General features: G+C 54.9%; 29 protein-coding genes. 9 read left to right on the top strand and 20 right to left on the bottom strand.

The genetic code is table 11. From position 1 onward, the window contains the following. Window positions 1-84: 84 nt before the first annotated feature. The 4 genes from H7R76_RS04320 to mutY form a co-directional block, all read right to left on the bottom strand. Entirely contained in the window at window positions 85-1,341 is a 1,257-nt protein-coding gene (locus H7R76_RS04320) for a nucleoside permease (RefSeq protein WP_106925670.1), read from the bottom strand. Window positions 1,342-1,583: 242 nt separating this feature from the next. Continuing rightward, window positions 1,584-2,666 carry a membrane-bound lytic murein transglycosylase MltC gene (gene mltC, locus H7R76_RS04325; RefSeq protein ID WP_106925672.1) on the bottom strand — a complete coding sequence of 361 codons (1,083 nt, stop codon included), beginning with the start codon at window positions 2,664-2,666 and terminating at the stop codon, window positions 1,584-1,586. Window positions 2,667-2,713: 47 nt separating this feature from the next. Then, window positions 2,714-2,989 (bottom strand): oxidative damage protection protein, encoded by a 276-nt coding sequence (locus H7R76_RS04330; protein ID WP_106925674.1) that lies wholly within the window; start codon window positions 2,987-2,989, stop codon window positions 2,714-2,716. Window positions 2,990-3,015: 26 nt separating this feature from the next. After that, window positions 3,016-4,068: an A/G-specific adenine glycosylase gene (gene mutY / locus H7R76_RS04335; RefSeq protein ID WP_182930039.1), complete on the bottom strand. Its 1,053-nt coding sequence runs from the start codon at window positions 4,066-4,068 to the stop codon at window positions 3,016-3,018. A 155-nt stretch (window positions 4,069-4,223) separates the two neighbouring features. Here mutY and trmB point away from each other — a divergent pair, with 155 nt between their 5' ends. The 4 genes from trmB to H7R76_RS04355 all read left to right on the top strand — a co-directional run bounded on the left by trmB (window position 4,224) and on the right by H7R76_RS04355 (window position 7,217). After that, the gene (trmB, locus tag H7R76_RS04340; RefSeq protein ID WP_106925678.1) at window positions 4,224-4,943 is read left to right on the top strand and encodes a tRNA (guanosine(46)-N7)-methyltransferase TrmB; all 720 of its coding nucleotides are present in this window, start codon (window positions 4,224-4,226) and stop codon (window positions 4,941-4,943) included. Beyond that, the gene (locus tag H7R76_RS04345; RefSeq protein WP_065356020.1) at window positions 4,944-5,270 is read left to right on the top strand and encodes a YggL family protein; all 327 of its coding nucleotides are present in this window, start codon (window positions 4,944-4,946) and stop codon (window positions 5,268-5,270) included. Between the two features lie 110 nt (window positions 5,271-5,380). Further along, a complete protein-coding gene (locus H7R76_RS04350) occupies window positions 5,381-6,100 on the top strand; it encodes a YggN family protein (protein ID WP_106925680.1) in 720 nt (239 codons plus the stop codon). A gap of 112 nt (window positions 6,101-6,212) precedes the next feature. Further along, a complete protein-coding gene (locus H7R76_RS04355; RefSeq protein ID WP_182967039.1) occupies window positions 6,213-7,217 on the top strand; it encodes a DUF1202 family protein in 1,005 nt (334 codons plus the stop codon). A gap of 62 nt (window positions 7,218-7,279) precedes the next feature. Here H7R76_RS04355 and H7R76_RS04360 read toward each other — a convergent pair whose 3' ends face one another. The 8 genes from H7R76_RS04360 to H7R76_RS04395 all read right to left on the bottom strand — a co-directional run bounded on the left by H7R76_RS04360 (window position 7,280) and on the right by H7R76_RS04395 (window position 13,731). Continuing rightward, complete coding sequence (locus H7R76_RS04360; RefSeq protein WP_106925684.1) at window positions 7,280-8,581, bottom strand: TRAP transporter large permease; 1,302 nt, start codon at window positions 8,579-8,581, stop codon at window positions 7,280-7,282. Further along, entirely contained in the window at window positions 8,581-9,084 is a 504-nt protein-coding gene (locus H7R76_RS04365) for a TRAP transporter small permease (protein ID WP_106925686.1), read from the bottom strand. The genes H7R76_RS04360 and H7R76_RS04365 overlap by 1 nt, the downstream gene beginning before the upstream one ends. 48 nt (window positions 9,085-9,132) lie before the next feature. Beyond that, window positions 9,133-10,119 (bottom strand): TRAP transporter substrate-binding protein, encoded by a 987-nt coding sequence (locus tag H7R76_RS04370; protein ID WP_182967041.1) that lies wholly within the window; start codon window positions 10,117-10,119, stop codon window positions 9,133-9,135. A 304-nt stretch (window positions 10,120-10,423) separates the two neighbouring features. Further along, window positions 10,424-11,560 (bottom strand): radical SAM family heme chaperone HemW, encoded by a 1,137-nt coding sequence (gene hemW, locus H7R76_RS04375; protein ID WP_182967043.1) that lies wholly within the window; start codon window positions 11,558-11,560, stop codon window positions 10,424-10,426. Next, complete coding sequence (locus H7R76_RS04380; RefSeq protein ID WP_182967045.1) at window positions 11,553-12,146, bottom strand: XTP/dITP diphosphatase; 594 nt, start codon at window positions 12,144-12,146, stop codon at window positions 11,553-11,555. Before H7R76_RS04380 ends, hemW begins: the two co-directional genes overlap by 8 nt. A gap of 8 nt (window positions 12,147-12,154) precedes the next feature. After that, the gene (gene yggU, locus H7R76_RS04385; RefSeq protein ID WP_106925694.1) at window positions 12,155-12,445 is read right to left on the bottom strand and encodes a DUF167 family protein YggU; all 291 of its coding nucleotides are present in this window, start codon (window positions 12,443-12,445) and stop codon (window positions 12,155-12,157) included. Continuing rightward, a complete protein-coding gene (locus H7R76_RS04390; protein ID WP_106925696.1) occupies window positions 12,442-13,008 on the bottom strand; it encodes a YggT family protein in 567 nt (188 codons plus the stop codon). The genes yggU and H7R76_RS04390 overlap by 4 nt, the downstream gene beginning before the upstream one ends. Before the next feature lie 18 nt (window positions 13,009-13,026). Then, window positions 13,027-13,731: a YggS family pyridoxal phosphate-dependent enzyme gene (locus tag H7R76_RS04395; protein WP_106925698.1), complete on the bottom strand. Its 705-nt coding sequence runs from the start codon at window positions 13,729-13,731 to the stop codon at window positions 13,027-13,029. A gap of 16 nt (window positions 13,732-13,747) precedes the next feature. On the opposite strand from H7R76_RS04395, the gene H7R76_RS04400 reads away from it, so the two are divergent. Both H7R76_RS04400 and H7R76_RS04405 read left to right on the top strand, forming a co-directional pair. Continuing rightward, window positions 13,748-14,731: a type IV pilus twitching motility protein PilT gene (locus tag H7R76_RS04400; RefSeq protein ID WP_182967047.1), complete on the top strand. Its 984-nt coding sequence runs from the start codon at window positions 13,748-13,750 to the stop codon at window positions 14,729-14,731. A gap of 530 nt (window positions 14,732-15,261) precedes the next feature. Then, window positions 15,262-15,915 (top strand): LuxR C-terminal-related transcriptional regulator, encoded by a 654-nt coding sequence (locus H7R76_RS04405; RefSeq protein ID WP_106925702.1) that lies wholly within the window; start codon window positions 15,262-15,264, stop codon window positions 15,913-15,915. A gap of 58 nt (window positions 15,916-15,973) precedes the next feature. Here H7R76_RS04405 and ruvX read toward each other — a convergent pair whose 3' ends face one another. The 8 genes from ruvX to metK form a co-directional block, all read right to left on the bottom strand. Then, window positions 15,974-16,390: a Holliday junction resolvase RuvX gene (gene ruvX / locus H7R76_RS04410; protein WP_064542651.1), complete on the bottom strand. Its 417-nt coding sequence runs from the start codon at window positions 16,388-16,390 to the stop codon at window positions 15,974-15,976. Further along, on the bottom strand, window positions 16,390-16,953 hold the full coding sequence (locus H7R76_RS04415) for a YqgE/AlgH family protein (protein WP_106925704.1): 564 nt from the start codon (window positions 16,951-16,953) through the stop codon (window positions 16,390-16,392). The genes ruvX and H7R76_RS04415 overlap by 1 nt, the downstream gene beginning before the upstream one ends. Before the next feature lie 146 nt (window positions 16,954-17,099). Continuing rightward, complete coding sequence (gene gshB / locus H7R76_RS04420) at window positions 17,100-18,047, bottom strand: glutathione synthase (protein WP_106925706.1); 948 nt, start codon at window positions 18,045-18,047, stop codon at window positions 17,100-17,102. Window positions 18,048-18,059: 12 nt separating this feature from the next. Continuing rightward, the gene (rsmE, locus tag H7R76_RS04425; RefSeq protein WP_182967049.1) at window positions 18,060-18,791 is read right to left on the bottom strand and encodes a 16S rRNA (uracil(1498)-N(3))-methyltransferase; all 732 of its coding nucleotides are present in this window, start codon (window positions 18,789-18,791) and stop codon (window positions 18,060-18,062) included. An 81-nt stretch (window positions 18,792-18,872) separates the two neighbouring features. After that, the gene (endA, locus tag H7R76_RS04430; protein WP_182930044.1) at window positions 18,873-19,580 is read right to left on the bottom strand and encodes a deoxyribonuclease I; all 708 of its coding nucleotides are present in this window, start codon (window positions 19,578-19,580) and stop codon (window positions 18,873-18,875) included. Between the two features lie 94 nt (window positions 19,581-19,674). Further along, window positions 19,675-20,175 (bottom strand): SprT family zinc-dependent metalloprotease, encoded by a 501-nt coding sequence (locus H7R76_RS04435; RefSeq protein ID WP_106925712.1) that lies wholly within the window; start codon window positions 20,173-20,175, stop codon window positions 19,675-19,677. 77 nt (window positions 20,176-20,252) lie between these two features. Continuing rightward, entirely contained in the window at window positions 20,253-21,647 is a 1,395-nt protein-coding gene (locus H7R76_RS04440) for a sugar porter family MFS transporter (protein ID WP_106925714.1), read from the bottom strand. Between the two features lie 379 nt (window positions 21,648-22,026). Then, window positions 22,027-23,181 (bottom strand): methionine adenosyltransferase, encoded by a 1,155-nt coding sequence (metK, locus tag H7R76_RS04445; RefSeq protein ID WP_106925716.1) that lies wholly within the window; start codon window positions 23,179-23,181, stop codon window positions 22,027-22,029. 464 nt (window positions 23,182-23,645) lie between these two features. On the opposite strand from metK, the gene yqgG reads away from it, so the two are divergent. The 3 genes from yqgG (at window position 23,646) to speA (ending at window position 25,948) form a co-directional block, all read left to right on the top strand. After that, a complete protein-coding gene (yqgG, locus tag H7R76_RS25215; protein ID WP_445624543.1) occupies window positions 23,646-23,735 on the top strand; it encodes a small protein YqgG in 90 nt (29 codons plus the stop codon). A gap of 96 nt (window positions 23,736-23,831) precedes the next feature. Next, window positions 23,832-23,963, top strand: coding sequence for an acid stress response protein YqgB (gene yqgB / locus H7R76_RS04460; RefSeq protein WP_146145709.1), 132 nt, complete (start codon window positions 23,832-23,834; stop codon window positions 23,961-23,963). Window positions 23,964-23,971: 8 nt separating this feature from the next. Beyond that, a complete protein-coding gene (gene speA, locus H7R76_RS04465; RefSeq protein ID WP_106925719.1) occupies window positions 23,972-25,948 on the top strand; it encodes a biosynthetic arginine decarboxylase in 1,977 nt (658 codons plus the stop codon). The last annotated feature ends 162 nt before the right edge of the window (window positions 25,949-26,110 follow it).

Raw genomic sequence — 26,110 nt, forward strand, 5'->3', positions numbered from 1 at the left:
TGCCGGATGGCGGCGTAGCCTTATCCGGCCTACTATTTTGAACCCGGCGTCGCTTTGCTCGGCCGGGTTACGTGGGTAGGAAACTTAGTGGGCAACCGTCTGTACGCCAGCTGGCGTACGTTCATGTTTGTATTTAAACAGCCCCACAAATGCCACCGCCAGAACCAGAGAGTACGCGGCGAAAATCAGCCACACGCTCTGCCAGTCGGTAATGCCGTCCACGGTGTACATCTCAACAACCTTGCCGCTGGCCATACCGCCGAGAATGCAGCCAAAGCCGTTGGTCATCATCAGGAACATCCCCTGCGCGCTGGCGCGGATTTCCGGCTTCACTTCTTTTTCCACAAATACCGAGCCGGAGATGTTAAAGAAGTCGAAGGCGCAGCCGTAAACAATCATCGACAGAACCAGCAGCACGGTGCCGAACGGCGTTGGGTCGCCGTAGGCGAACAGGCCAAAGCGCAGCATCCATGCGAAGATACTAATCAGCATCACGTTCTTGATGCCGTAGCGGCTTAAGAAGAACGGAATGGTGAGGATGAACAGCGTTTCGGAGATTTGTGAAATCGACATCATTACCGAGGCGTGCTGCACGATAAAGCTGCTGGCAAACAGCGGATCTTTATCGAAACTGTGCAGGAAGGTGTTGCCAAACATGTTGGTGATCTGCAGCTCGGCGCCCAGCATCATGGAGAAAATAAAGAAGATCGCCATGCGTTTGTTTTTAAACAGCGCAAACGCGTCCAGCCCCAGCATGCTGCTCCAGCTCTGCTTTTGCTGCTGGTTAGAGACCGGAATATGCGGCAGGGTCAGGGTAAACAGCACCAGGACGACTGACAGCGCGGCGCCGATGTAGAGCTGCATATGGCTCAGCTCGAACCCGGAGAAGCTCACCGCCCACATCGCCAGAATAAAGCCGATGGTGCCCCAGATACGGATTGGCGGGAAGTCGGTCACGATATCCATGCCTGCCGTTTTGAGACGATAGTAGGAGATGGTGTTGATCAGACCCAGCGTTGGCATATAGGCCAGCGAGTTGAGCAAGATAACGAAGAACATTTCTCCCGGCGTGGTGACCTGGGCGGCCATAAACAGCGTGCCTGCGCCCACCAGATGGCAGAAGGCGTAGACCCATTTGGCGCTAATCCACTTATCTGCCACGATGCCCAGCAGCGTCGGCATAAAGACGGCGGCAATACCCAGCGAGCTGTACACCGCGCCAATAGACGCGCCGTCAAATTTCAGCGTCACAAACATGTAGGAACCGAGTGTGGTCAGCCAACTCCCCCACAGGCAGAACTGCAGGAAGGACAGTATCTTAAGCTGCAGCTTTAAATTCATGTTATTTTCCTCACAAAAATGGCCGGATACGCGTTCGTTTAATAACATCCGAAAGCATTATTTGTGCTGATTCTATCAACGGCATAGATGTGACATTGTTAAGCGCCGCAAAAAATTGCAATTATTTTTACTTTGCATAACGAAATAGTGACAAAACTAACATTTTTGTATGAGGTTCAGGCGGAGAGGCCGCCACGCGCGGTGAACATCAGCGCTTGTGACGGCCATATTTGTGAGAATTGTTACTTACGACGATAGCCTTTCTGCGCGGTATTCACTTTGTAGAGATAGCGCCGCGACTCGGCGGACGGATGGCGGCTGGTCAGCGTCTGGTAGACATCGCCCGGCGTCATGCTGTTGATAATATTCGCCGCCTGCACTTTATCGTTGGAGAACACGCGCAGCACGCTGCCCGCACCGCCGTTATAGGCGGTGATGACCGCATAACGGCGCGAGGTTGGGTTGTCGATGCCGCCGAGATAAATATTGCTGAGAATTGCCAGATAGGCGGTCCCGGTATCAATGTTGCTGGCCGGGTCGAACAGGAAGCTGCGGCTTGGCGTACCGGATTTACCCTGTGAACGGAACACGTCTTTACCGGCGGTATGCTGCACCACCTGCATCAGCCCCAGCGCATCGGAGCGGCTGACGGCGTAGGGGTTAAAGGATGATTCGGTCTGCATAATCGCCAGAATAAGCGATTCGTCGACGCCGTATTTACGCGAAGCCTGGCGTACCATGCCGAGGTATTTATGCGCACGTTTGTCGAGGTGGTTTGGAACAAGGTTAATGGTGATGCTGTAGATGATATGCAGGCCGTTACTGCGTTTTTTCATCCGCGTTTGCAGCAGATAGTCGGCAAAGCGCGCCGCGCGCCATTCCCAGCGAATGGCCTCGCCGGTGTTGTCTACCACCTGGCCGTACAGGAACGGCTCTTTAGAAATTTGAATATCGTCGGCGTCGGAGTAGAGATCGACCGAACCGGGATCGTCGCCCATCAGCAGCGTGGTGATAATCGCCTGACGCAGGCGGGCGGCGGGATCTGTACCGGCAATGGTCTCGACGGTGATGGTGCCTTCATCGAAGTTGATATGGCTACGGGTCTGGTAGCCGTCGGTGTATTTTACGTAGTCTTTCGGTCCGGCGATCAGGACTTCGTTAAAACCCCAGATGTTTTCAATGTTATGGGCGAATTGCCCCATCAGGATATCAAAGCCGTTGGTGTCTTTGACCCACGCCTCATTGTAGGCATCGCCCTTTTTATTTGAGGAACAGGAAACCAGCAGCGGTGCTATCAACGCCAGTGCATAAATTCTTTTTTTCATCATTCCGGGAGCGCGTGTTGTTGTTGTCTTAAAGGCCCGCAGGGCCCTTACTGTTTTTCTGGCGGCGTGTAGCCTTCAATGTGCACATCTTTGCCTTCAAACAGGAAATTAACCATTTCTTCTTCCAGAAGCTTACGGTGCTCCACGTTCATCATATTGAGTTTCTTTTCATTGATGAGCATGGTCTGCTTTTGCTGCCACTGCTTCCAGGCCTCTTTCGAAATCTCGTTATAGATGCGCTTTCCCAGCTCGCCAGGGTAGAGCTGGAAATCCTGTCCTTCGGCGTCGCGCTGCAGGAAAGTACAAAAAATGGTTCTGCTCATAATAAATCCTCTTAGTTCGCCGCTCGCTAGACGAGTGAATCGGCGCGTAACTGCTGCAACAGGCGCTCAACCGGTGCGGCCAACCCGACGACGGGCGGCTGGGCTAAGTTATACCAGAGAGCGCTGCCTTCATCCATGCATGAGGCGAATGAGGACACACTAAGCCACATAGGCACAATGTCCAGATGGAAATGGCTGAAAGTATGGCGGAAGGCGGTAAGCTGGGTCAGGTTTTCGGCCGGAATATGCCGCTCGGCCAGCCACTCGCGCAGCGCCGTTTCATCTGCAAACTGCGGGAAACAGTATAGACCGCCCCACAGACCGCTGGGCGGGCGCTGCTGAAGAAACACGTCGCGCTCGTGCTGCATCATCAGGAAATAGCCGGTACGTTCGGGGATCGTCTGCTTCGGTTTTTTACCGGGATACTGTGCCCAACTGCCGTTGGCGGTGGCGATACAGCCCTTTTCCAACGGACAAAGCGAACATTTGGGCTTCGAGCGGGTGCAGACCATCGCACCAAGATCCATCATGGCCTGGTTAAAGCGCGAAACGCCTTCGGCGGGCGTAACCTGCTCGCTGATGTCCCACAGCCGCTTCTCAACGTCTTTTTTACCCGGCCAGCCGCCGACGGCATAGCAACGGGCCAGCACGCGCTTAACGTTGCCATCGAGAATCGCGAAATGTTTGCCCAGCGACAGCGACAGTATCGCGCCTGCGGTTGAGCGTCCTACGCCGGGCAGCGCCGCGACTTCATCGAAGGTTTCCGGAAAACGGCCGTGGTGCAGCGTCGCCACCTGCTGGGCCGCTTTGTGTAGATTGCGCGCGCGCGCATAGTAACCGAGCCCCGTCCACAGGTGCAGCACGTCGTCGAGGGGGGCATTCGCGAGATCGGTGACCGTCGGGAAGCGCGACATAAAGCGTTCGAAATAGGGGATAACGGTGGCAACCTGCGTCTGTTGCAACATCACCTCTGACAGCCATACTTTGTAAGGCGTTTTTTCGATTTGCCAGGGCAGGGTTTTACGCCCGTATTTGTCGTACCAGTCCAGCACCTGGGCTGAAAATTGAGACGCTTGCATGGTCAAAGCAGTGCTTCCGTTATCGTGCGATTAGGGGGCCAGATTGCAGCACAGCGGTACTATGCTGTAAACAGGAACTTTCCGGTGCTTGCATCCGGCAACTAACTTTGGATAATGCCCGTTTCCCGAACACTCTCACAAGCAGACATATTTTTATGAAGAACGACGTCATTTCACCGGATTTTGATGAAAACGGCCGCCCGCTGCGCCGCATTCGTAGTTTTGTGCGTCGCCAGGGGCGACTGACCAAAGGGCAGGAACACGCGCTGGAAAACTACTGGCCGGTGATGGGCGTTGAGTTCAGCGAAGAGCCTGTCGATTTCGCCGCGCTGTTCGGTCGCGAAGCGCCGGTGACGCTGGAAATTGGTTTTGGCATGGGGGCCTCGCTGGTGACGATGGCGAAAGCACGTCCGCACCAGAATTTCCTCGGTATTGAGGTACACTCACCTGGCGTTGGCGCCTGTCTGGCTTCGGCGCACGAAGAGGGCGTTGATAACCTGCGCGTCATGTGCCACGACGCGGTCGAAGTGCTGCACAAGATGATCCCGGACAACTCTCTGAACATGGTTCAGCTCTTTTTCCCTGACCCGTGGCACAAAGCGCGTCATAATAAACGCCGTATCGTGCAGGTACCGTTCGCTGAGCTGGTGAAGACGAAATTAAAGCTGGGCGGCGTTTTCCACATGGCGACCGACTGGGAAGCCTATGCTGAGCATATGCTGGAAGTGATGTCCTCCATTGGTGGATACCAGAACCTGTCCGAAACAAAAGATTACGTACCGCGCCCGGAATCGCGCCCGGTAACCAAATTTGAACAGCGTGGCCATCGTCTTGGTCACGGCGTATGGGACTTAATGTTCGAGAGGGTGAAATAAATGGCAAAGAATCGTAGCCGTCGTTTGCGTAAAAAAATGCATATCGATGAATTTCAGGAAATCGGCTTCTCCGTCGCGTGGCGTTTCCCGGAAGGCACCAGCGAAGAACAGATCGATCAAACCGTCGACCAGTTTATCGATGAAGTGATCGAGCCGAACAAGCTGGCGTTTGACGGCAGCGGCTATCTGGCCTGGGAAGGTCTGATTTGCACCCAGGAAGTGGGCAAGTGTACTGAAGAACATCAGGCGCTGGTTCGTAAGTGGCTGGAAGACCGTAAGTTTGAAGAGGTGCGCACCAGCGAACTTTTTGACGTTTGGTGGGACTAAGATCTTATATACACAACATCGTTCAGACGCAGCCAACGCAGAGGCCGCTTGAACGATGACGCGTGTACGGGGCCAGCATTTGCTGGCCCGATTTATCTTGAGGGAAAGTTATGATGCGCAAAACGCTGCTGACGGCAGTTCTTACGTTCACGGCGACCGCCGCCCACGCTGACTACCAGTGCAGCGTCACCCCGCGTGATGACGTGGTGCTCAACCCGCAAACCGTGCAGGTGAAAGGGGAAAACGGCAATCTTATTATTACCCCCAACGGCGACGTCACCTACAACGGCAAGGCGTACACGCTCACCGCGGCCCAGCGCGAGCAGGCCAAAGATTATCAAACGGAACTGCGTAGCGCGCTGCCGTGGATTGACGAAGGCGCGCGTAACCGGGTTGAAAAAGGCCGCGTGGCGCTGGACAAAATTATTGCCAAAGAAGTCGGCGAGGACAGCAATATGCGCGGTCGTCTGACCAAACTCGACGCGCAGCTGAAAACGCAGATGAACCGCATTATTGAGCGCCGCAGTGACGGCCTGACCTTCCACTACAAAGCGATTGACCAGGTGCGTGCCGACGGCCAGCAGTTGGTGAATCAGGCGATGGGCGGCATCCTGCAGGACAGCATCAACGAGATGGGCGCCAAAGCCGTACTGAAAGGCGGCGGTAACCCGCTGCAGGGCGTGCTGGGCAGCCTGGGCGGCCTGCAAACTGCGATTCAGAACGAGTGGAAAAACCAGGAAGCTGATTTCCAGGCGTTCGGTAAAGACGTGTGCAGCCGCGTGGTGTCGCTGGAAGATAGCCGCAAGGCGCTGGTGGGCACCCTCAAGTAAGTGGTTATCGGCTACCTGTGTTCTACGGGTAGCCAGAATCAGATTTCGTTTATCCTTCACTCCGCCGCAATTTCCGTATGATGCGCTTTTCATACCTAAAAGGAATTTGCCGATGAAGCTCGCCTGGAAATGCGGGATGCTCCTGCTGTGTAGTTTTTCCCCGTCGGTTATCGCCGACAGCAATACCCCCACCGACGACGTTATCAAACAGCAGTTCGCGAAACAGTCTGGCGGCATGATGCACCTTGTCAGTATCAGCCTGCGCCAGCTGGAGGCGACAGGAAACCAGGCGACATACACCCTCGAAGGCGATATGGCTTCTGACGATAATCTCTACACGCCGGTTGGCATGGCCGGGGATTATCTTTTCTATGAAAAAACCTGGACTAAAGGGCGTCCGGTCAAATTTTCGGCGATGATGACCGCCGTGGGAACCCCGGCTTCCGGCTGGACGACGACCTTCTTTTCGATGCAGATGGCCGCCAAAAATGCGGGAAGACCGTTCAGTGAAAGAGAGGATTTAAGCAAATTGCTGGTGGTGAACGATAGCGGTTTTATGGCGCAGTTCGCCAGGCTTGACGCCCAGTTTGCCGACAGCCGCACAACGATAGAAAAGCAGAAAAAACAGTATGATGTATTGAAAACACAGGTGGTCGAGTTAGATGAACAGATGGCGCGCTCGTGGGGAACGGACGCCAACGGCAAGCCGCTGGACCGCAGCGCGGTACAGCAGGCGATGAACGCCGAAATCTACGCCGTTGACCGCCGAAACGATATGGCGAAGTTTAGTAATCAATACTATATCAACGTGTATGAGCCCGCGCTGGTGGCCTGCCAGAAGAAAGCGGTGTGTGATGCAGAGCCCATTCGTGCCGCCCGCGATAAGGCGCTGGAGGAACAGAAGCAGGAATATTATCGCCAGCATAAGGCGATCGGCGACAAGGTCAATGCGCGCATGGCGGTGATGGAGGAAAAGGTTGAGCCGCTGCGCAAGAAACGTGAAGCGCTGCGCGGGCAAATGGTGGTGCTGGAGTCGAGTAATGACGAATTGCAATATGAGGCAAAGCGCTGGCAGGAAGGGGTCGAGAGAATGCGTGAGAAGGGGGTGATTCCATAAGGCGCCCTGCGCGAGCGGAAATAACCCGGCTTCGCTGCGCTCGGCCGGGTTATTTCCTGGAATTACATCAGCCCCAGCAGCTGCGGAATGAACAGCGAAATCTGCGGGATATAGGCAATCATCATCAGCGCAACCAGCAGGGCGGCGTAGAACGGCAGCAGCGGTTTAATCAGCTGCTGAATTTTCACACCGGAGATCGAGCAGCCGACAAACAGCGCGCTGCCGACCGGCGGCGTGAGCAGGCCGATACACAGGTTAGCCACCATCATGATGCCGAAATGTACCGGGTCCATCCCCAGGTCCTGGGCAATCGGCAGGAAGATCGGCGTAAAGATCAGCACCGCCGGCGTCATGTCCATAAAAATACCGACGATCAACAGCACGATATTAATAAGCAGAAGGATCACCAGCGGATTCTCGGAGATCCCCATCAGCGTGTCGCTGATCATGTAGGGAATATCCGCGTTGGTCATCGCCCACGACATGCCGACGGAGAAACCAATCAGCAGCAGCACGATTGAGGTTGTGACCACCGACTCTAAAATCAGCTTCGGCAGATCGCGCCATTTAACCTCACGGTAGATGATGACCGACAGGATAAAGGTGTAGACCACGGCAATAGCCGAGGCTTCCGTGGCGGTAAAGATCCCCCCCAGAATGCCACCCATTACGATAAGCACCAGCAGCAGGCTCGGCAGCGCATCAAGGAATGCTTTTGCCGCCTGGGCGCAGGTCGGGCGTTCCGACACGGGATAGCCGCGACGTTTGGCGATGATGGCGCAAACCACCATGATCGACAGGCCCATCAGAATGCCCGGCAGGTAGCCCGCCATAAACAGCGATGCGACCGAAACGCCGCCTGCGGTAAGGGAGAAGACGATCAGCACGTTGGAGGGCGGGATAAGCAGCCCGGTAATGCACGATGAAACGTTCACCGCAGTGGAGAACGCCGGGTCATAGCCCTTCTTGGTCTGGATAGGATGCAGGGTGCCACCGACGGCCGCCGCCGCTGCAACCGCAGACCCTGAAATCGAGCCGAACATCATATTGGCCAGCACGTTAACGTGGCCCAGCGAACCGGGCACGCGGCCGACCATCACCTGCGCGAGGTTAATCAAGCGTATGGCGATCCCCCCGCTGTTCATCAGTGTACCGGCAAAAATGAAGAATGGAATCGCCAGCAGGGCAAAGTTGTCCAGGCCGTTGGCCAGGCGCTGGGAAACGGTGATGACGGCGATATCCCAGGGGAACATCAGCAGCATCGAGGCTACGGTCGCGATCCCGATAGAAAATGAAATAGGCACGCCAATAAACACCAGTACGAAGAAGGCGCCGAACAGCGTGAGTGCGATATACCCGTCCATTAACACGCTCCTTCCGCGGTTTGTTTCAGGCTAAGCAGGCCATTGGCGATAAACCAAAGGGCGTAGAACATCATAATGAGGCCGGACAGCGGCAGGATCAGATAGACGTAGCCCATCGGAATTTGCATCGCCGCAGAGACCTGCGCGGTGGCCAGCGTTTTCGCGATTAGCTTCAGGCCGCCGGTGACGATCACCGAACCAGAGAAGATAAAAATCAGCAGGTTAATCACCACGCCCAGCAGCGTTTGCTTACGCGGCTTGAGCGTCATGGCCAGCAGGTCGATGGCCAGATGGCGCTGGGCGCCAACGGTATAGGCTGCGCCGAGCAGGCCGACCCAAATCATCAGAAAACGCGCCAGCTCGTCGGTGAGGGTACTGGGCTGGTTTAACACGTAGCGGCTGAACACCTGCCAGACGACGCAGACGACCAGCGCCACCATGACCGCGATGGAAAACGCGGCGATCGCGCGGTCCACCGCCTGTTTAGTGCGGGTAAAAATCATCGTTTAGTATCCTGGTGAACGCGGGCCAGAGGCTGGCCCGCAGGGCGGTTATTCTGCGGCGGCTTCAAATTTGGCCAGCAGCGCGGCCTGTTTTGGATCTTTCTTGAAATCGTCGAACAGCGGCTGAACGGCGGCGCGGAACGGCGCTTTGTCGACCTTCACGATTTCACCGCCCATGGCTTTCGCCTGTGCACGGGTATCGGCGTCAATTTTGTCCCACAGCTTCTGCTGGTAGGTTTCTGAGGCTTTGGCGGCCTTCATCAGAATCTGCTGTTGCTCCGGGGTCAGCTTGTCCCACGTTTTGGTCGAGATGACCAGGAAGTCGGGAATAGAGGCGTGCTCGTCTTCAGAGAAGACCTTGGCTATTTCAATATGACGCGTTTGCACCCAGGACGGGACGTTATTTTCCGCGCCGTCAACCACCCCCTGCTGCATTGCGGTATAGACTTCACCGAAAGAAATTGGCGTCGGCGAGCCGCCCATTAATTCAATCATTTTCAGCGTCGTTGGGCTGGCCTGGACGCGAATTTTTAAGCCTTTTAAATCTTCTGGTTTGGTAATCGGTTTTTTCGCATAAAAGCTGCGGGTGCCGGCAACATAGGCGGAAAGCGCAAAGAATCCTTTATCTTTTGTCGACTCCATTATTTCTTTGCCAACGTCGCCAAATACCACTTTATTAAAATGCGCCTGGTCTTTAAATAAGAAAGGCAGGTTATAAATGGCATAGACGTTATCGAAGGATTCAAGATCGCTGGCTGACCCCTTGGTTAAATCGAGTGCGCCGTTTTGTAGCAGTTCCATGGTTTCACGAGCGCTGCCCATCTGGCTGCTGGGATAAATACGAATGGTCATTTTGCCGTCTGATAACTGCTTGACATCTTTGGCCATTTCCTCAAATGCCTGGTGAACGACGTGGCTGCGCTCGAGGTTATGCGCCAGCTTCAGCGTGACTTTTTCAGCGGCGCTGACTCCGGCAGAGAGTAAGGCAAAAAGTGAGGCACAGATCAGCGTTTTGCGAAAGGTAAGAGATTTCATTAATAGGCTCCATGCACATTTATTATGGTGGTTTATATCTATGGGTATAGCTGTATTTTCTGTATGACATATTATCCTGGTTGTCAGACATCTTTACGCTATCCCTCTCACACTTTTAAATTATCTACGCATTAAATGCGGTTTTTGTGCGCTGCATTATATTTATGGAGTATGTGTGATTAGCTATTAATATTTCTATTAAATATTAGCGTTAGAATTGTTCGGGAAGTATTTTGGTTATTACTCGGAAAAGACGATGTTATATATTTCGCCATTATGAATTAATGGCGAAATATATTTGAACTTATTCGTTGAGGAACAGTTCCAGCAGCGAGTTGAGGAAGAGCTTGCCGTGTTCAGTAATCTGCCAGTACTGGTTGCACTCGGTCAGATAGCCTTGCGCGAGCGCCTCATCAAGCTGCGGGCGAATCACCTGCTCGTTAAGGCCCGTGTAGGCCTTGAACTCTGCACGCGGAGCCGGCTCCAGCAGACGGAAGCGGTTCATAAAGAACTCGAACGGTTTATCGGCATTTTCAACATCGTGCTGGCGTTCAAGGTAGCGCCCTTCCATATAGCCGCGCGGATGGCGGGTTTTCGCCGTGCGCAGAATACGGCCGTCCGGGAATGTCACTTTGCCGTGCGCGCCGCAGCCAATGCCCAGATAGTCGCCAAAACGCCAGTAGTTGAGATTGTGCTGGCACTGATAGCCCGGCTTCGCGTAGGCCGAGGTTTCATACTGCTGATAACCTGCGGCGGTCAGCAGGCGATGCCCCTGCTCGAAGATATCCCACAGGTCGTCATCGTCCGGCAGCACCGGCGGGCGTGAACCGAACAGAGTGTTCGGCTCGATGGTCAACTGATACCAGGAAAGGTGCGGTGGCGACAGCTCGATGGCCTGGCGCAGGTCGCTGAGCGCTTCTTCCAGCGACTGCTCCGGCAAGCCGTGCATCAGGTCGAGGTTAAAACTGCGTAGCCCAAGCCCGCTCGCCAGATGCGCGGCGCGTTTGGCTTCTTCCGGCCCATGAATTCGGCCCAGACGCTGGAGCTTGGTTTCGCTAAAGCTTTGAACGCCGATGGAGATACGGTTCACGCCCGCCCGTTGGTATTCGACAAAGCGGTCGGCTTCGACGGTGCCCGGGTTGGCTTCCATGGTAATCTCCACGTCAGCGGCCAGCGGCAGACGTGCGCGAACGCCGTCCAGCAGGGCCTGCATCGCCGGGCCGGAGAGCAGGCTCGGCGTCCCGCCGCCGATGAAAATGGTCTTCACTTCACGTCCCTGCGCATAGGCGACGTCAGCGTCTAAATCGTTGAGCAGATGCTGCACATAGTCATCGTGCGGCACTTCGCCCTTGAGCGCGTGCGAATTGAAGTCGCAGTACGGGCATTTCTGCACGCACCACGGGATATGAATGTAAAGACTCAGCGGCGGCAGATTAACCATTGCGCATCGCTTCCAGTAACTGTTTCAGCGCCTGACCGCGGTGGGAGATGGTGATTTTCTCTTCACGGGTGAGCTCGGCGGCGGTTTTACCTTCCGACGGGACGAAGAAAATCGGATCGTAGCCGAAGCCACCCTGACCCGCCGGCGAACGGGTAATGACGCCCGGCCAGCGGCCGTGGCACACCAGCGGCGTGGGATCTTCCGCGTGGCGCAGATACACCAGCACGCAGTGGAACTGCGCCTGACGCTGCTCGTCCGGCACGTCTTTGAGCGTTTCCAGCAGCTTTTCCAGGTTCTGCTGGTCGCTGGCGTCGATGCCGGAATAGCGTGCGGAGTAAATGCCCGGTGCGCCGCCGAGCGCATCGACCGCCAGCCCGGAATCATCGGCAATGGCCGGTAAGCCGGTCACCTGCGCAGCGTGACGCGCCTTGAGAATGGCGTTTTCAATAAAGGTCAGCCCGGTTTCCTCGGCGGACTCCACGCCAAGCTCGGTCTGAGCGACGATATCAAGACCAAAATCGCCGAGCAGCGCGGCAAGCTCGCGCACTTTACCGGCGTTACCGGTCGCGAGGACAACTTTTTGCATGGGATATCCTAATGTGTCAGGGCGTCGACGCCCGATGGGATTTGTTGCGGATGAATAATTTTAACCTGTTTATGCCGCCCCAGTTCACCTTTCTCAATGATGACCTGGCTTTTGGCGACCTTAAACTGTTTGGCGAGGTACTTCACCAGATGGGCATTGGCCTGCCCATCCACGGGCGGGGCGGTAATGGCGACTTTTAATTCGTCGCCATGAACCCCAACAATTGCGTCTCGGCTGGCCTTTGGCTGAATGTACAGCCGCAGCACCAGCCCGTCATCGCAAAGTGTCACGGCACTCATAGCGCCATCCACAGTCCTGGCAGCAGCATGTTGCCGGTGGCTTGCAGGACTTCAGCAATGCCCATATTGATAACGTACAGCAGCAGCACCAGCACCATCGGCGAGAAATCAATGCCCCCCATCGACGGCAGCAGACGGCGAATCGGACGCAGCAGCGGTTCAGCAAGCTGCATCAGCACGAACTCAACCGGGCTACGTCCCTGGCTGACCCAGCTCATGATGGCCATCAGCAGCAGAACCCAGAAGATCAGCAGACCGATGGTCTTGAGCAGAATGAGCACCGCAGAGATCCAGATGATCGGCTGGAAGGTGATGACCATAAACAGCACGATAGCTTTTATTACGCACAGGATAAATGCCAGCAGCACAGAGGCGCTGTCCAGCGGCCCCATCGGCGGAATGATACGGCGCAGCGGACCAACAATGGGCTGCGTGATCTTCACCACGAACTGCGAGAACGGGTTGTAAAAGTCACAGCGCGCCCACTGCATCCAGACGCGGAGCAGCAGCACCATTGTGTACAGTTCAATCACTGTAGAGAGCAGGAAGGTCAACGTCTTCATGGCGTTCCTTGGGGTTCCTTATTTTTTTGTGTAATCACGCGCACCAAAAATCGCGGTGCCAATGCGTACCATTGTACTACCTGCCGCAACAGCGGCTTCCATGTCGTCAGACATGCCCAGAGAGAGGGTGTCTACGGTCGGGTAGTCTGCTTTCAGTCGCGCAAATGCTACCGCCATTTGGCGAGCGACGGCAAACTGCCGGTCGTACTCTTTTTCCGGCGCGGGAATGGCCATCAGGCCGCGCAGACGAACATTCGGCAACGCGGCGATGTCGGCTGCCAGCGCGTCCAGCGATTCCAGCGCAATACCGGATTTACTTTGCTCATCGCTGATGTTGATTTGAATCAGCACGTTGAGCGGCGGCAGGTCGGCCGGGCGCTGCTCGCTTAAACGCACGGCAATCTTCAGCCGGTCCACGGTATGGCACCAGTCGAAGTGCTCGGCAACCAGGCGACTTTTGTTGGACTGCAGCGGGCCGATAAAGTGCCATTGCAGCGAGGTGATTCCCTGCTCGCGGAAGTGGAGGATTTTTTCTACCCCTTCCTGAACATAGTTTTCGCCGAACGCGGTCTGGCCCGCGGCAACGGCTTCTTCGACGGCGCTCGCAGGTTTCGTTTTACTGACTGCAAGCAGCGTTACTTCTTCTGAATCCCGGCCGCAGCGCGCTGCTGCCGCTGAGATTTTCTCCCTGACCTGTGCCAGGTTATGCGCAATATCGTTCATATGGGCTGGTGGGTCTATGGATATACAAGAAATCGTGACGCTTAGTGTAAAGCATAACGTGTCCGATCTACACCTATGTAGCAGTGGAAACGCGCGCTGGCGTAGGGCGGGTAAGCTGGAAATAGCGCCGTTTAGCGCCCCGCATCTCGGCGTGCTAATGGACGGCTGGCTAAGTGAAAGCCAGCAACAGACGTGGCTGCGGCAGCGACAGCTTGATTTTTCACTGTCGCTGACCGGCTGCCCGCGCCTGCGTGCCAGTGCGTTTGCCCACAGCGGCGGTGTCTCGCTGGTGCTGCGCATACTGCCGACGCGCTGCCCTACGCTTGACGAACTGCATCCGCCGGTGGCGTTAGCGGAGATGCTACAGGAGGAGAGCGGGCTGATTCTGGTGACCGGGGCGACGGGCAGCGGAAAATCCACCACGCTGGCGGCGATGGTGGATTACCTTAATCATCACCTGGCCGGGCATATTTTGACGCTGGAAGACCCGGTTGAGTTTCTGCATACCAGCGAGGGGTGTCTGATTCACCAGCGCGAGGTCGGTGAGCACGCCGCGTCTTTTGCCGATGCGCTGCGAGTCGCACTACGTCGGGATCCGGATGTGATTCTGCTGGGTGAGCTGCGCGATAGCGAAACCATTCGTCTGGCGCTGACGGCGGCGGAAACCGGGCACCTGGTGCTGGCAACGCTGCATACGCGCGGCGCGGCACAGGCCATAGAGCGGCTGGTGGACGTGTTCCCCGCACAGGAAAAAGAGCCCGTGCGCAATCAGCTGGCCAGCAGCCTCTGCGCGGTGCTGGCGCAAAAGCTGCAGCCGGACAATCGCGGCGGGCGCGTCGCGCTGTTTGAAATGCTGATTAACACGCCGGCGGTGGGTAATCTCATTCGCGAAGGGAAAACGCACCAGATAGCAGGCGTGATGCAGACCGGGTTGCAAAGCGGCATGCAGACCTTCAGCCAAAGCTATCAACAGCGAGTTAAGGCGGGGATGTTATCGTGAGAGAAAGCGCGTATAGTCCTGCGTAGCACGATCTTCTGGTTATTTTTGTACAGATGAATTCGGAAATATTTATTTTCAGCTATCACATTGGAATATTAAATAATGTGATGGCTGTTTTATTTCTGGCTAACTGATTAATTATTCAACCGTCAGTTTTTTAAATTTGTAAATATTACTTTTTTCGTTGTTGCCGGAATGTATTTTTTTGTGATTATCGGGTGATGTTTTATAAGGCGGAAGAAAAACTTCCTACGACATTTATTCTAATACGATTTTTGCGCGTAAGCCATCGGTATGTTTTGTTTGTAATTTGTCGATTACATTATGTTGCGTAGGCTTACAAAAAAAGGTTGATATTCTTTTGACACTTCTAAGGTCTTCGTTCTATCCTGTTTATGTAATTAGGACTAATCTTATGAAATAGGTTTTCCTGGACTGGTTGGTTTTAATTGCTAATGGTATTAGGTTTGCCTTTGCTTTGACTTATTAAATCACCATGATGGTGGATATAGACTATGGAGAGTTTCGAAATGTTTGAAGTAACTGAGAGTGTATCTAATTCCCGCAAGATTATCTTAATCACCCACCCGTCAGTACAAGCAAACGCGTTTGCAAACTATCTTACTGAATTACTGTCAGTTTCTGTTGATGTTCATAATATCAACAAGCCGCTGGTTCAGCGCCTGAGTAAAGGTGCCGTGGTATTGTTTGATATTGCTGTTTCCAACAAAAAGCTGAATGGCATCTGGCGCGATATTATCCGCACCCAGTTTGATGCCCCACGTCTGTTGATTATTAATAGCGCGCAGAAGTATGAATTGTACGAAATGGCACAATGGCCAGCGCTGTATGGCGTATTCCGTCATGACGACGAAGAATCGCGCTTAATTGAGGGCGTCAAAGCGGTGCTGAATGGCGAGCAGACGGCTGAATTGAGCGTGATGCATCCGGCAATGTATGCCGTTGAACATACTCCGGAAAATCACGATAGCGTACCGCTGACCGAGCGTGAATGTGAAATTCTTAATGAATTACGTCACGGTGCGACCAATATGGATATCGCGCGTGCATTGTTTATTAGTGAAAATACAGTACGTACGCATCTGTATAATGTTTTCCGCAAATTAAGCGTGAAGAACAGAACCCAGGCAGTGAGCTGGGCGAACGAAAATCTGCGTCACTGATTGGCGAGATAGCTATTCTGGTGTGCTCCCGGGAATCATTCCCGGGGCTGCCTGTTTGTTAGTAACCCTGCTCGAAATAACTTTCCAGAATCACCACGGCGGAGGCGGAATCTACGCTGCCTTTATTCAACGCCCTAAATCCCCCGTGTTCAAACAGCCCGGCACGCGCCTCGACGGTGCTCAGACGTTCATCGTGCAGCGTAATTGGCACGCCAAAGCGGCCGTGAATTTTATTGGCAAAATTACGTGCGCGAGCGGTCAGCGGCTGTTCGGTGCCGTCCATATTCAGCGGCAGTCCGACGATAACCGTTTCAGGCTGCCATTCCTTAAGCAGGCGAGCAATGATATTCCAGTCGGGCGTACCGTCCTGCGCCTTGATGGCGGCGAGCGGACGGGCCGTGCCGGTAATACGTTGGCCAATCGCCACGCCGATGCTGCGCGTACCAAAATCAAAAGCCAGCAGTGTGCCACTCATTACGCGTGCCCCGCAGCGCCTGACATGGTCAGGATATTAATGCCAATCAGCTTCGCTGCTTCTTTCCAGCGCTCGCTAATCGGAGTTTTAAACAGGATATTGAAATCGGCCGGAGCGGTTAGCCAGGCGTTATCGAGGATCTCCTGCTCCAGCTGGCCTTTTTCCCACGAGGCGTAGCCTAAGGCAACCAGCACTTCAGACGGCTGGCGTTCAGTGCCAAGGGTTTCCAGTACGTCACGTGAGGTGGTGACAATTGTATTGTCGGAAATACGGATACTGGATGAGAACGAGTCCGGCGGCGTATGCAGGATAAAACCACGATCTTCCGCCAGCGGGCCTCCGAGCATAACGGGCTTATCCAGACGAATGGACGGATCGCGGGGCTCCGGAGCGATCTTCAGCTTTTCGAGGATGCCTTCGACCTGTAAATTTTCCAGCGGCTTGTTAATGATGATGCCCATCGCACCGTCGTCGTTGTATTCGCAGATGTAGACTACGGAACGGCGGAAGATAGGATCCTGAAGGGATGGCATAGCAATAAGAAAATGATGCTGTAAATTCATTATCAGAGGTTCTTGTCCTGTTTCAAAAAGCAGCAGCGCCCAGTATGAGGGGAAAGCGGACCGCTGTCACCAGGCTAGCCTGCGTATACGCAGGGCACAACGCCCGGCTGGCGGCGGGATCCCTCCCGCCGTCTTCAAACAACGTCTTATTTTTGCAGACGTTTTTCGATGGCGTCCATCAGCATACCGGTGATAGAAATCGGATATTCCGCTTCAATTTCCCGCACGCAGGTTGGGCTGGTGACGTTAATTTCCGTCAGACGATCGCCGATAATATCCAGACCAACGAAGATAAGCCCTTTCTCCTTCAGCGTCGGGCCGACTTTACGGGCGATAGCCCAGTCGCTCTCGCTTAACGGGCGCGGCTCGCCGCGGCCGCCGGCGGCCAGGTTACCGCGGGTTTCGCCACCCTGCGGAATACGTGCGAGGCAGTACGGTACCGGCTCACCGTCGATCACCAGCACGCGTTTGTCGCCGTCTTTAATTGCCGGCAGGTAGTTCTGCGCCATGCAGTAGCGGCTGCCAAGCTCGGTCAGGGTTTCGGCAATGACGCCAATGTTCGGATCGCCTTCCTTCACGCGGAAGATTGAGGCGCCGCCCATGCCGTCCAGCGGCTTCATGATGATGTCACCGTGTTTTTCCCAGAACGCTTTCAGCTGGGCTTTATTACGGGTGACCAGCGTTTCCGGCGTCAGGTCGGCGAACCACGCGGTGAACAGCTTCTCGTTACAGTCGCGCAGGCTCTGCGGCTTGTTGACGATCAGCGTACCTTTCTCTTCAGCGCGCTCAAGAATATAGGTGGCATAGATGAATTCGGTGTCGAATGGCGGATCCTTACGCATCAGAATCACGTCGAGATCGGCGAGCTTAATTTCCTGCTCATGACCGAATTCGTACCATTTGTCGTAGTTCTGCTCGACGCTCAGCAGACGCGTACGGGCGTGCGACTCGCCGTTGATCAGATACAGATCGTTCATCTCCATATAGTGGAGTTCGTAGCCGCGACGTTGTGCCTCCAGCAGCATAGCGAAGCTGGTGTCTTTCTTGATGTTAATGCTTGCGATGGGATCCATCACGATGCCGAGCTTGATCATTATTGTTCTCCTTTAACCCAGGTCGCCAAAGCGCACCTGCAGTGCGGTAATGGCGGTGAGTGCGGTAGTCTCTGTGCGCAGAACGCGAGGCCCTAACAGAATATCAGTAAACTGGTAGCGAGCGGTCATGGCAATTTCATCGGCGGACAGGCCGCCTTCCGGGCCAATCAACAGGCGTACGCGCTCCACCGGCAGCGGCAGCGTATTGATGCTGGCGCTCGCGCGCGGGTGCAGGTTGAGCTTCAGCGCATCATCCTGCTCGGCGCACCAGTCTTCAACGTCCATTGCCGGGCGAATTTCCGGCACGACGTTACGGCCGCACTGCTCGCAGGCGGCGATGGCGATCTTCTGCCACTGCTGAATTTTTTTATTCAGGCGTTCGGCGTCCAGTTTAACGCCGCAGCGCTCGGAAAAAAGTGGCGTAATGAGGCTTACACCCAGTTCAATCGATTTCTGGATGGTGAATTCCATTTTATCGCCTCGCGACATCACCTGGCCCAGGTGAATATGGATAGGTGATTCACGATTGTCCATCGTCGCGCTCTGGACATCCACCATCACATTTTTCTTGCTGGCGTCGGTAATGACGGCCTCAAACAGCTGGTTACTGCCGTCAAACAGCTGTACGGCCTGGCCTTTACCCATCCGCAGGACGCGGCCAACGTGGTTGGCGGCATCTTCGCAAAGCGCAATCTGCGCGCCGATGGTAAGAGGTTCCGGGTGGTAGATGCGAGGGATACGCATAAGTCTGACTTCCATCTGTGGCTGTATGCCCCCTCCGCCGGGAGAGGGCTGGAGCAAATTAACGATTGTCGCTAGTGTAGGTTAGCTCTTTTGCGCCTGGCAAGCCTGCAGCACATAAGGATTATGATTGCCCTGTACTTTGGCGATGCGCTGGTCGCGTTCGCACTCCCAGGCGCTGACCGGATACATTTTATCCCACGCGTTGAACAGCTGGGTCTGTTGACGGGAAAGCGTCAGATGATATTGATCGCGCATATAGAAGTAGATACGCGCAATCGCACCGCGTGAGCGCTCCGGCGGCTCGGCCACTTTTTCTTTGAAATCGACTTTCATCGCGCACTGACCGTACTGGCCCTCGCCGCCGTTCCACTGTCCGTACATAAAGTTACCGCGGTCGCCGTTCACCTCGCCCACGGCGGGCTGCAGGTTATGCATATCGCTTTCCATCTTGCGATATTCCGGATCTTTGGCGCAGTTTTTTCTGCCGCCGTCCTGCCAGCACTGGCGCTGATGGCCAAACTGCCATGCAGGAACGACGTGCTCCCATTCGACGCGGCTGGCGCGGTTCTCATTTTTACGCACTTTGTAGCCACACGATTCCAGATCGATAACGCCTTTTTTCCCCTGCCAGTTAATTTTGCAGCCGCAGTAGAAGTCGCCGGGGACATCGTTATTGATCTTAACGCCGGCGCTTTTCGCCTGGGAGAAACTGTTGATCCCTTCGGCCATAGCCTGGCCGGAGAGTGCCGCTGCCAGAAACGCGGCGGCTAAAGATACATTACGGTACATCACGAACTCCATCTCAAAACGAGCCCGCAACGTAACGAATGTGGTTGTCAGATGCAATCAGTTAGAACGGAAAACTTCCTGTTATTTCCGGTGGTTACATTTCCGCAACTAATGGCTCGCCGCAGTGTACACAGCGGTAGGTGGCTTCACCACGCAGCACGCGGTTATGCCGACGCACGGTGAGCTGGTGCTGCTGGCAGCGGCAGCGGTAGGGGAAGGTATTTTTGCGCACGGACTCCAGCTCGAACTGATGGGTACGACGCGCCGGTACGCCGAGCACGCTTTCCATCATCCACTTCCACTCTTTGCCGTGCGGTGCGACGCGGCCAAAGTGTTTCCAGACCAGCAGGTGCGCCAGCTCGTGCGGCACCACTTCATCAATAAACGCCTGCTGGTTTTCCTGTAACAACACCGGATTGAGGCGAATTTCATACTGCTGAAGCCAGGCGGTGCCCGCCGACGTACCGCGCTGTTGGTAAACCAGCTTTGGCTCCGGGTAATTGCGGCCCAGCGCCTGGTTGGCCTGAGCGAGTTTTTCTCGCAGGCTGCGCATGATGTTTTGCTGGATTGCGATAGGAATTCGAGGGGTTTTCATAACGGCTGAGAATAGAGCGAGAAGCGGGGGGGCGCAAGAAGAAGCTTCCTCCCTGGCGGGAGGAAGCGTTGTTCAGGTTAGTCGCGAGCGCCAATTTCGCGCAGCGGACGGCCCTGCATCAGGTTACGTTCAATGTGTTCCAGAGAGACGTTTTTGGTTTCCGGAATCAGCCACAGGGTCAGGAAGATGAACAGCACGTTCAGACCGCCGTAAACCCAGAAGGTGTTGGCGCTGCCGAGTGAGTTCAGCATGGTCAGGAAGGTGGCCCCGACGATCATGTTCGCAATCCAGTTGGTGGCGGTAGAGCAGGTGATACCGAAATCACGGCCTTTCAGCGGCTGGATTTCAGAACACAGTACCCAAATCAGCGGACCGGCGCTCATCGCAAAGCCGACGATGAACATCAACAGCATCAGGACGGCGACGTACTGCGCCACTGCTGAGTGGATGCCGACGTGCATCATTGAGCCCAGTACGCCCATACCGACGGCCATAACGATAAAGCCCAGAATAAGGGTTGGCTTACGACCCCAGCGATCAACCAGACCGATGGCGATAAAGGTGGCCAGCACGTTGGTCAGGCCGACGATGACCGTCCCCCACATCTGTTCGGTGGTGTTGGTGTAGCCCGCCAGTTCAAAGATTTTCGGCGCGTAGTACATGATGACGTTCATACCGGTGAACTGCTGCATCACCTGCAGCAGTACGCCGAGGAACACCGCGCGACGGAAGTTGCTGTTTTCTTTGAATAACGCCCAACCGCTCTGTTTTACCTTCAGGCTTTCACGAATTTCATCAAGCTCACGTTTGGCCTCGGCGCTGGTATCACGCAGACGCATCAGCACACGTTCAGCGTCGTTAAAGCGTCGTTTCGCGGCGAACCAACGCGGGCTGTCCGGCAGGAAGATCACGCCGATCAGCAGCAGAATCGCCGGAATGATGATAACGCCTAGCATCCAGCGCCATGCGCCGCTGTAGCTGAATGCGGTATCCGACAGGTACGCGCCGAGAATCCCGATGGTGATCATCAGTTGGTACATGGAAATCATGCTGCCGCGGATTTTTTCCGGTGCAATTTCAGACAGGTACAGCGGCGCGGTGTAAGAGGCCACGCCCACCGCCAGCCCCAGCAGAACGCGGGAAATCAGCAGTACTTCAACGTTTGGCGCGGCGGCGGAGAATAGCGAACCGGCAACGAACAGGATCGCCCCGATCATCAGGCTTTTTTTACGGCCCAGCTTGAAGGAGAGCCAGCCGCTGCCGACGGCGCCGACGGCGGCGCCGAACATCATGGAGCTGACAACCCATTCCTGCGTATGCGAGCTCAGCTGAAAATCGGTCGTAATAAACGGTAGGGCACCGGCAATAACGCCGATATCAAGGCCGAACAGCAGTCCGGCCAGCGCCGCCAGGAAGCAGACAAAGAAGGTCATTGTCTTGTTCGAGCGACCCTGTTTTTTATTGTTAGGCATGATGCTCTCCAAATGAGTCATTGATTCTATCGATGCTTAGGGTAGGAGACTGTGAGGTAAAAAAATGTGATAACAATCACGACTGTGTAATCGGTTACACTGGTGTTTGTGTTATTTAATGGTTAAATTTAAATAAAATCATAACGATATATTTGGTTTGGTTGAGGCGAAAATCACGATAATAAGATTTTACTGAAACACAGCACAATAAAATGAAAGACTGTTTCATTGAGGGTATTGAGGGCTTTGCTAGCCATGGGTATGTGTGTGTAATCGCTTTCATTAAATTGTCTGAGAATGTAACCGAGCGTACGGTATGCAGGTTACAGACATAAAAAAAGCCAGCGCGAGGCTGGCTTCTGGAAAAGGGGGGCTGGGATTATTTCAGACCGGCTGCTTCGCGCAGCTGCGCGGCTTTGTCGGTTTTTTCCCACGGGAAGGTTTCGCGACCGAAGTGACCGTACGCAGCCGTCTCTTTGTAGATCGGGTGCAGCAGGTCCAGCATCTGAATCAGGCCGTATGGACGCAGGTCGAAGAACTCGCGTACCAGCCCAATCAGCTGTTCTGCAGGCACTTTCTCGGTACCGAAGGTTTCCACCATAATGGAGGTCGGTTCTGCTACGCCGATAGCGTAAGAAACCTGAATCTCACAGCGATCAGCCAGGCCAGCCGCAACGATGTTTTTTGCCACATAGCGTGCGGCATAGGCTGCGGAACGGTCCACTTTTGATGGATCTTTACCGGAGAACGCGCCGCCGCCGTGGCGAGCCATGCCGCCGTAGGTATCAACGATAATTTTACGACCGGTCAGGCCGCAGTCGCCCATTGGGCCACCGATAACAAAACGGCCGGTCGGGTTGATAAAGAATTTGGTTGACGCATTCAGCCATTCGGTCGGCAGAACCGGCTTGATGATCTCTTCCATCACCGCTTCCTGCAGTGATTTTTGATCAATGCTTTCAGCGTGCTGGGTTGACAGGACTACCGCATCAATACCGACCACTTTACCGTCGTCGTACTGGAAGGTAACCTGGCTTTTCGCGTCCGGGCGCAGCCACGGCAGGGTGCCGTTTTTACGCACTTCTGCCTGACGCTGCACCAGACGGTGGGCGTAGGTGATTGGCGCTGGCATCAGCACGTCGGTTTCGTTGGTGGCATAGCCAAACATCAGGCCCTGGTCGCCCGCGCCCTGTTCCAGCGGATCGGCACGGTCAACGCCCTGGTTGATGTCTGGAGACTGCTTGCCAATCGCGCTCAGTACGGCACAAGAGTTGGCATCAAAGCCCATATCAGAATGCACATAGCCAATTTCGCGAACGGTGTTACGGGTGATCTCTTCGATATCAACCCATGCGCTGGTGGTGATTTCACCGCCGACCAGCACCATACCGGTTTTGACGTAGGTTTCACACGCTACGCGGGCTTTCGGATCCTGCTCGAGGATGGCGTCCAGCACGGCGTCGGAAATTTGGTCTGCGATTTTGTCAGGATGCCCTTCAGATACAGACTCGGACGTAAAAAGGTGTTTTGCCATATTAAATTTCACCCAATAGGAATTTGGTTAGCTCAAACTGTTGTGCTGCATAGTCACGGTGGCGGATTATACCACAGACGAATAGATGACTGTCACTGGCAGTCTGAGTGTTAATCGGTATAGATGGATTAACATCTGGATGGCTATTCTAGGTTACTTCTTCACCTCTTTGCCAGTTTTTTTTGATTGGGCTCCCATTCTGCTGCTCAATGAGATGGAAATTTTTCCTGACAGTGTTGGCAATGCCCACATTTATATTTTGCTTTTTGGGTGGGTTCTCGGTATAAAACGCCGCGCGCGGCTCATACCAAAAAGCACACGACGTTTTCCTCGTGTCGCCACTTCCAGCCGGGCTAAAACACTGCTTTGGCTTAAAGGTTCGTCTTACGAGGCGGCCGTGGAGGTGATACGAGATAATGAACCGTTGTATTCTGCTGATTCTATCGTGCCGTCCTGGCGCGAGCATGTTCCCCGCAACCCCCATTTCTACTTTGCATACCAGCCGATGTTATACCCATTTCGGCGCTTCTCAGGACTCCAGAGCCGGTAGGTAACGGAAGACTGAACAAGGGCGCTCTTGTTACGGCAAGGGTTTTCTCGTGGTTTCGCTGAACCGTCATACCGGGTTCAGGTGCGTGTTTTACAATGATATGAATAAGAAACCGGTCGCACAGTCGGCGCGTCAGCATGTTCTGCTGTCTCGGCGGGCTGTTTATGGGTTGTTATCGCAACGTTACGCTGCGATAGTAGTTAACTGTTTTACACTTGGTATAAATAATTGAGGTTCGCTATGTCTGACGACATTTCATTGGATTCGCCTTCGTCAGCAGGCGAACGCGGTGTACTACGTTCCATGCAGGAGGTTGCGATGAGCTCCCAGGAAGCCAGCAAAATGCTACGCACATACAACATTGCCTGGTGGGGCAATAACTACTACGACGTCAACGAACTGGGGCACATCAGCGTCTGCCCGGACCCGGATGTACCAGAAGCGCGCGTTGACCTCGCCGAGTTGGTAAAAGCCCGTGAAGCGCAGGGGCAGCGTCTGCCTGCACTGTTCTGCTTCCCGCAGATCCTGCAGCATCGTCTGCGTTCGATTAACGCCGCGTTCAAACGCGCGCGCGAATCTTACGGCTATAACGGCGACTACTTCCTGGTCTACCCGATTAAGGTGAACCAGCACCGCCGCGTGATTGAGTCGCTGATCCACTCCGGTGAGCCGCTGGGTCTGGAAGCGGGTTCAAAAGCCGAGCTGATGGCGGTACTGGCGCATGCTGGCATGACCCGCAGCGTGATCGTCTGTAACGGCTATAAAGACCGTGAATACATTCGTCTGGCGCTGGTGGGCGAGAAGATGGGCCACAAAGTCTATCTGGTCATCGAGAAGATGTCTGAAATTGCCATCGTGCTGGAAGAAGCTGAGCGTCTGAACGTGGTGCCGCGCCTTGGCGTGCGTGCGCGTCTGGCCTCTCAGGGCTCTGGTAAATGGCAGTCCTCCGGCGGCGAAAAATCTAAATTTGGCCTGGCGGCAAACCAGGTACTACAGCTGGTGGAAATTCTGCGCGAGCGTGGCCGTCTGGACAGCATCCAGCTGTTACACTTCCACCTGGGCTCGCAGATGGCGAACATCCGTGATATCGCCACCGGCGTGCGTGAATCCGCCCGTTTCTACGTTGAGCTGCACAAGTTGGGCGTGAACATTCAGTGCTTCGACGTGGGCGGCGGCCTGGGCGTGGACTACGAAGGGACCCGCTCACAGTCAGATTGCTCCGTGAACTACGGCCTGAACGAATACGCCAACAATATCATCTGGGCGATTGGCGATGCCTGTGAAGAGCACGGGCTGCCGCACCCGACGGTGATCACCGAGTCGGGCCGCGCGGTGACCGCGCACCACACGGTGCTGGTGTCGAACATTATCGGCGTTGAGCGTAGCGAACACACCGAAGCCACGCCGCCGGCTGACGATGCGCCGCGCGCGCTGCAAAGCATGTGGGAAACCTGGCAAGAGATGCACGAGCCGGATAACCGCCGCTCGCTGCGTGAATGGCTGCACGACAGCCAGATGGATCTGCATGATGTGCACGTCGGTTACTCTTCTGGCACCTTCAGCCTGCACGAACGTGCCTGGGCCGAACAGCTTTACCTGAACATGTGTCATGAAGTGCAGAAGCAGCTCGACCCGAGCAACCGTGCGCACCGTCCGATTATCGACGAGCTGCAGGAACGTATGGCGGATAAGATCTACGTCAACTTCTCCCTGTTCCAGTCAATGCCGGATGCGTGGGGTATCGATCAGCTGTTCCCGGTGCTGCCGCTGGAAGGGCTGAACCAGGCGCCGGAGCGCCGCGCGGTGCTGCTGGATATTACCTGTGACTCCGACGGTGCCATCGACCACTACGTCGACGGCGACGGGATTGCCACTACTATGCCGATGCCGGAATACGACCCGGAGAACCCGCCGATGCTGGGCTTCTTCATGGTTGGCGCGTATCAGGAGATCCTCGGCAACATGCACAACCTGTTCGGCGATACCGAAGCGGTGGACGTGTTCGTCTTCCCTGACGGCAGCGTCGAAGTTGAGCTGTCCGATGAGGGCGATACCGTGGCGGATATGCTGCAGTACGTGCAGCTGGATCCGAACACGCTGCTGACCCAGTTCCGCGATCAGGTGAAAAACACCGATCTCGACGCTGAGCTGCAACAGCAGTTCCTCGAAGAGTTTGAAGCGGGGCTGTACGGCTATACTTATCTGGAAGACGAGTAACGGTAATGGCCCGGTGGCGCTGCGCTTACCGGGCCTACGATGTAGGCCGGATAAGGCGAAGCCGCCATCCGGCATTGACGATGCTAGCTTGAATCCGTACAAAATAACGGCGATAATTTGCCGCAAATATGCAGATACCAAATCAATCCCTTCCTCGTCGGG

The sequence above is a fragment of the Klebsiella sp. WP8-S18-ESBL-06 genome (assembly GCF_014169755.1).
Classification (GTDB): Bacteria; Pseudomonadota; Gammaproteobacteria; order Enterobacterales; family Enterobacteriaceae; genus Kluyvera; species Kluyvera ascorbata_B.

Excerpts from the sequence above, each read along its gene's own strand:
- mutY (WP_182930039.1), bottom strand. The coding sequence starts at position 4,068 with ATGCAAGCGTCTCAATTTTCAGCCCAGGTGCTGGACTGGTACGACAAA.
- H7R76_RS04360 (WP_106925684.1), bottom strand. The coding sequence starts at position 8,581 with ATGGACGGGTATATCGCACTCACGCTGTTCGGCGCCTTCTTCGTACTG.
- hemW (WP_182967043.1), bottom strand. The coding sequence starts at position 11,560 with ATGGTTAATCTGCCGCCGCTGAGTCTTTACATTCATATCCCGTGGTGC.
- rsmE (WP_182967049.1), bottom strand. The coding sequence starts at position 18,791 with ATGCGTATCCCTCGCATCTACCACCCGGAACCTCTTACCATCGGCGCG.
- yggU (WP_106925694.1), bottom strand. The coding sequence starts at position 12,445 with ATGAGTGCCGTGACACTTTGCGATGACGGGCTGGTGCTGCGGCTGTAC.
- H7R76_RS04440 (WP_106925714.1), bottom strand. The coding sequence starts at position 21,647 with ATGCCTAACAATAAAAAACAGGGTCGCTCGAACAAGACAATGACCTTC.
- H7R76_RS04370 (WP_182967041.1), bottom strand. The coding sequence starts at position 10,119 with ATGAAATCTCTTACCTTTCGCAAAACGCTGATCTGTGCCTCACTTTTT.
- H7R76_RS04405 (WP_106925702.1), top strand. The coding sequence starts at position 15,262 with ATGTTTGAAGTAACTGAGAGTGTATCTAATTCCCGCAAGATTATCTTA.
- H7R76_RS04355 (WP_182967039.1), top strand. The coding sequence starts at position 6,213 with ATGAAGCTCGCCTGGAAATGCGGGATGCTCCTGCTGTGTAGTTTTTCC.
- H7R76_RS04395 (WP_106925698.1), bottom strand. The coding sequence starts at position 13,731 with ATGAACGATATTGCGCATAACCTGGCACAGGTCAGGGAGAAAATCTCA.
- metK (WP_106925716.1), bottom strand. The coding sequence starts at position 23,181 with ATGGCAAAACACCTTTTTACGTCCGAGTCTGTATCTGAAGGGCATCCT.
- trmB (WP_106925678.1), top strand. The coding sequence starts at position 4,224 with ATGAAGAACGACGTCATTTCACCGGATTTTGATGAAAACGGCCGCCCG.
- H7R76_RS04390 (WP_106925696.1), bottom strand. The coding sequence starts at position 13,008 with ATGAAGACGTTGACCTTCCTGCTCTCTACAGTGATTGAACTGTACACA.
- H7R76_RS04365 (WP_106925686.1), bottom strand. The coding sequence starts at position 9,084 with ATGATTTTTACCCGCACTAAACAGGCGGTGGACCGCGCGATCGCCGCG.
- H7R76_RS04345 (WP_065356020.1), top strand. The coding sequence starts at position 4,944 with ATGGCAAAGAATCGTAGCCGTCGTTTGCGTAAAAAAATGCATATCGAT.
- ruvX (WP_064542651.1), bottom strand. The coding sequence starts at position 16,390 with ATGAGTGGCACACTGCTGGCTTTTGATTTTGGTACGCGCAGCATCGGC.
- H7R76_RS04330 (WP_106925674.1), bottom strand. The coding sequence starts at position 2,989 with ATGAGCAGAACCATTTTTTGTACTTTCCTGCAGCGCGACGCCGAAGGA.
- yqgB (WP_146145709.1), top strand. The coding sequence starts at position 23,832 with ATGAATAAGAAACCGGTCGCACAGTCGGCGCGTCAGCATGTTCTGCTG.
- H7R76_RS04415 (WP_106925704.1), bottom strand. The coding sequence starts at position 16,953 with ATGAATTTACAGCATCATTTTCTTATTGCTATGCCATCCCTTCAGGAT.
- H7R76_RS04435 (WP_106925712.1), bottom strand. The coding sequence starts at position 20,175 with ATGAAAACCCCTCGAATTCCTATCGCAATCCAGCAAAACATCATGCGC.
- H7R76_RS04350 (WP_106925680.1), top strand. The coding sequence starts at position 5,381 with ATGATGCGCAAAACGCTGCTGACGGCAGTTCTTACGTTCACGGCGACC.
- H7R76_RS04380 (WP_182967045.1), bottom strand. The coding sequence starts at position 12,146 with ATGCAAAAAGTTGTCCTCGCGACCGGTAACGCCGGTAAAGTGCGCGAG.
- gshB (WP_106925706.1), bottom strand. The coding sequence starts at position 18,047 with ATGATCAAGCTCGGCATCGTGATGGATCCCATCGCAAGCATTAACATC.
- yqgG (WP_445624543.1), top strand. The coding sequence starts at position 23,646 with ATGTTCCCCGCAACCCCCATTTCTACTTTGCATACCAGCCGATGTTAT.
- H7R76_RS04400 (WP_182967047.1), top strand. The coding sequence starts at position 13,748 with ATGGATATACAAGAAATCGTGACGCTTAGTGTAAAGCATAACGTGTCC.
- mltC (WP_106925672.1), bottom strand. The coding sequence starts at position 2,666 with ATGAAAAAAAGAATTTATGCACTGGCGTTGATAGCACCGCTGCTGGTT.
- endA (WP_182930044.1), bottom strand. The coding sequence starts at position 19,580 with ATGTACCGTAATGTATCTTTAGCCGCCGCGTTTCTGGCAGCGGCACTC.
- speA (WP_106925719.1), top strand. The coding sequence starts at position 23,972 with ATGTCTGACGACATTTCATTGGATTCGCCTTCGTCAGCAGGCGAACGC.
- H7R76_RS04320 (WP_106925670.1), bottom strand. The coding sequence starts at position 1,341 with ATGAATTTAAAGCTGCAGCTTAAGATACTGTCCTTCCTGCAGTTCTGC.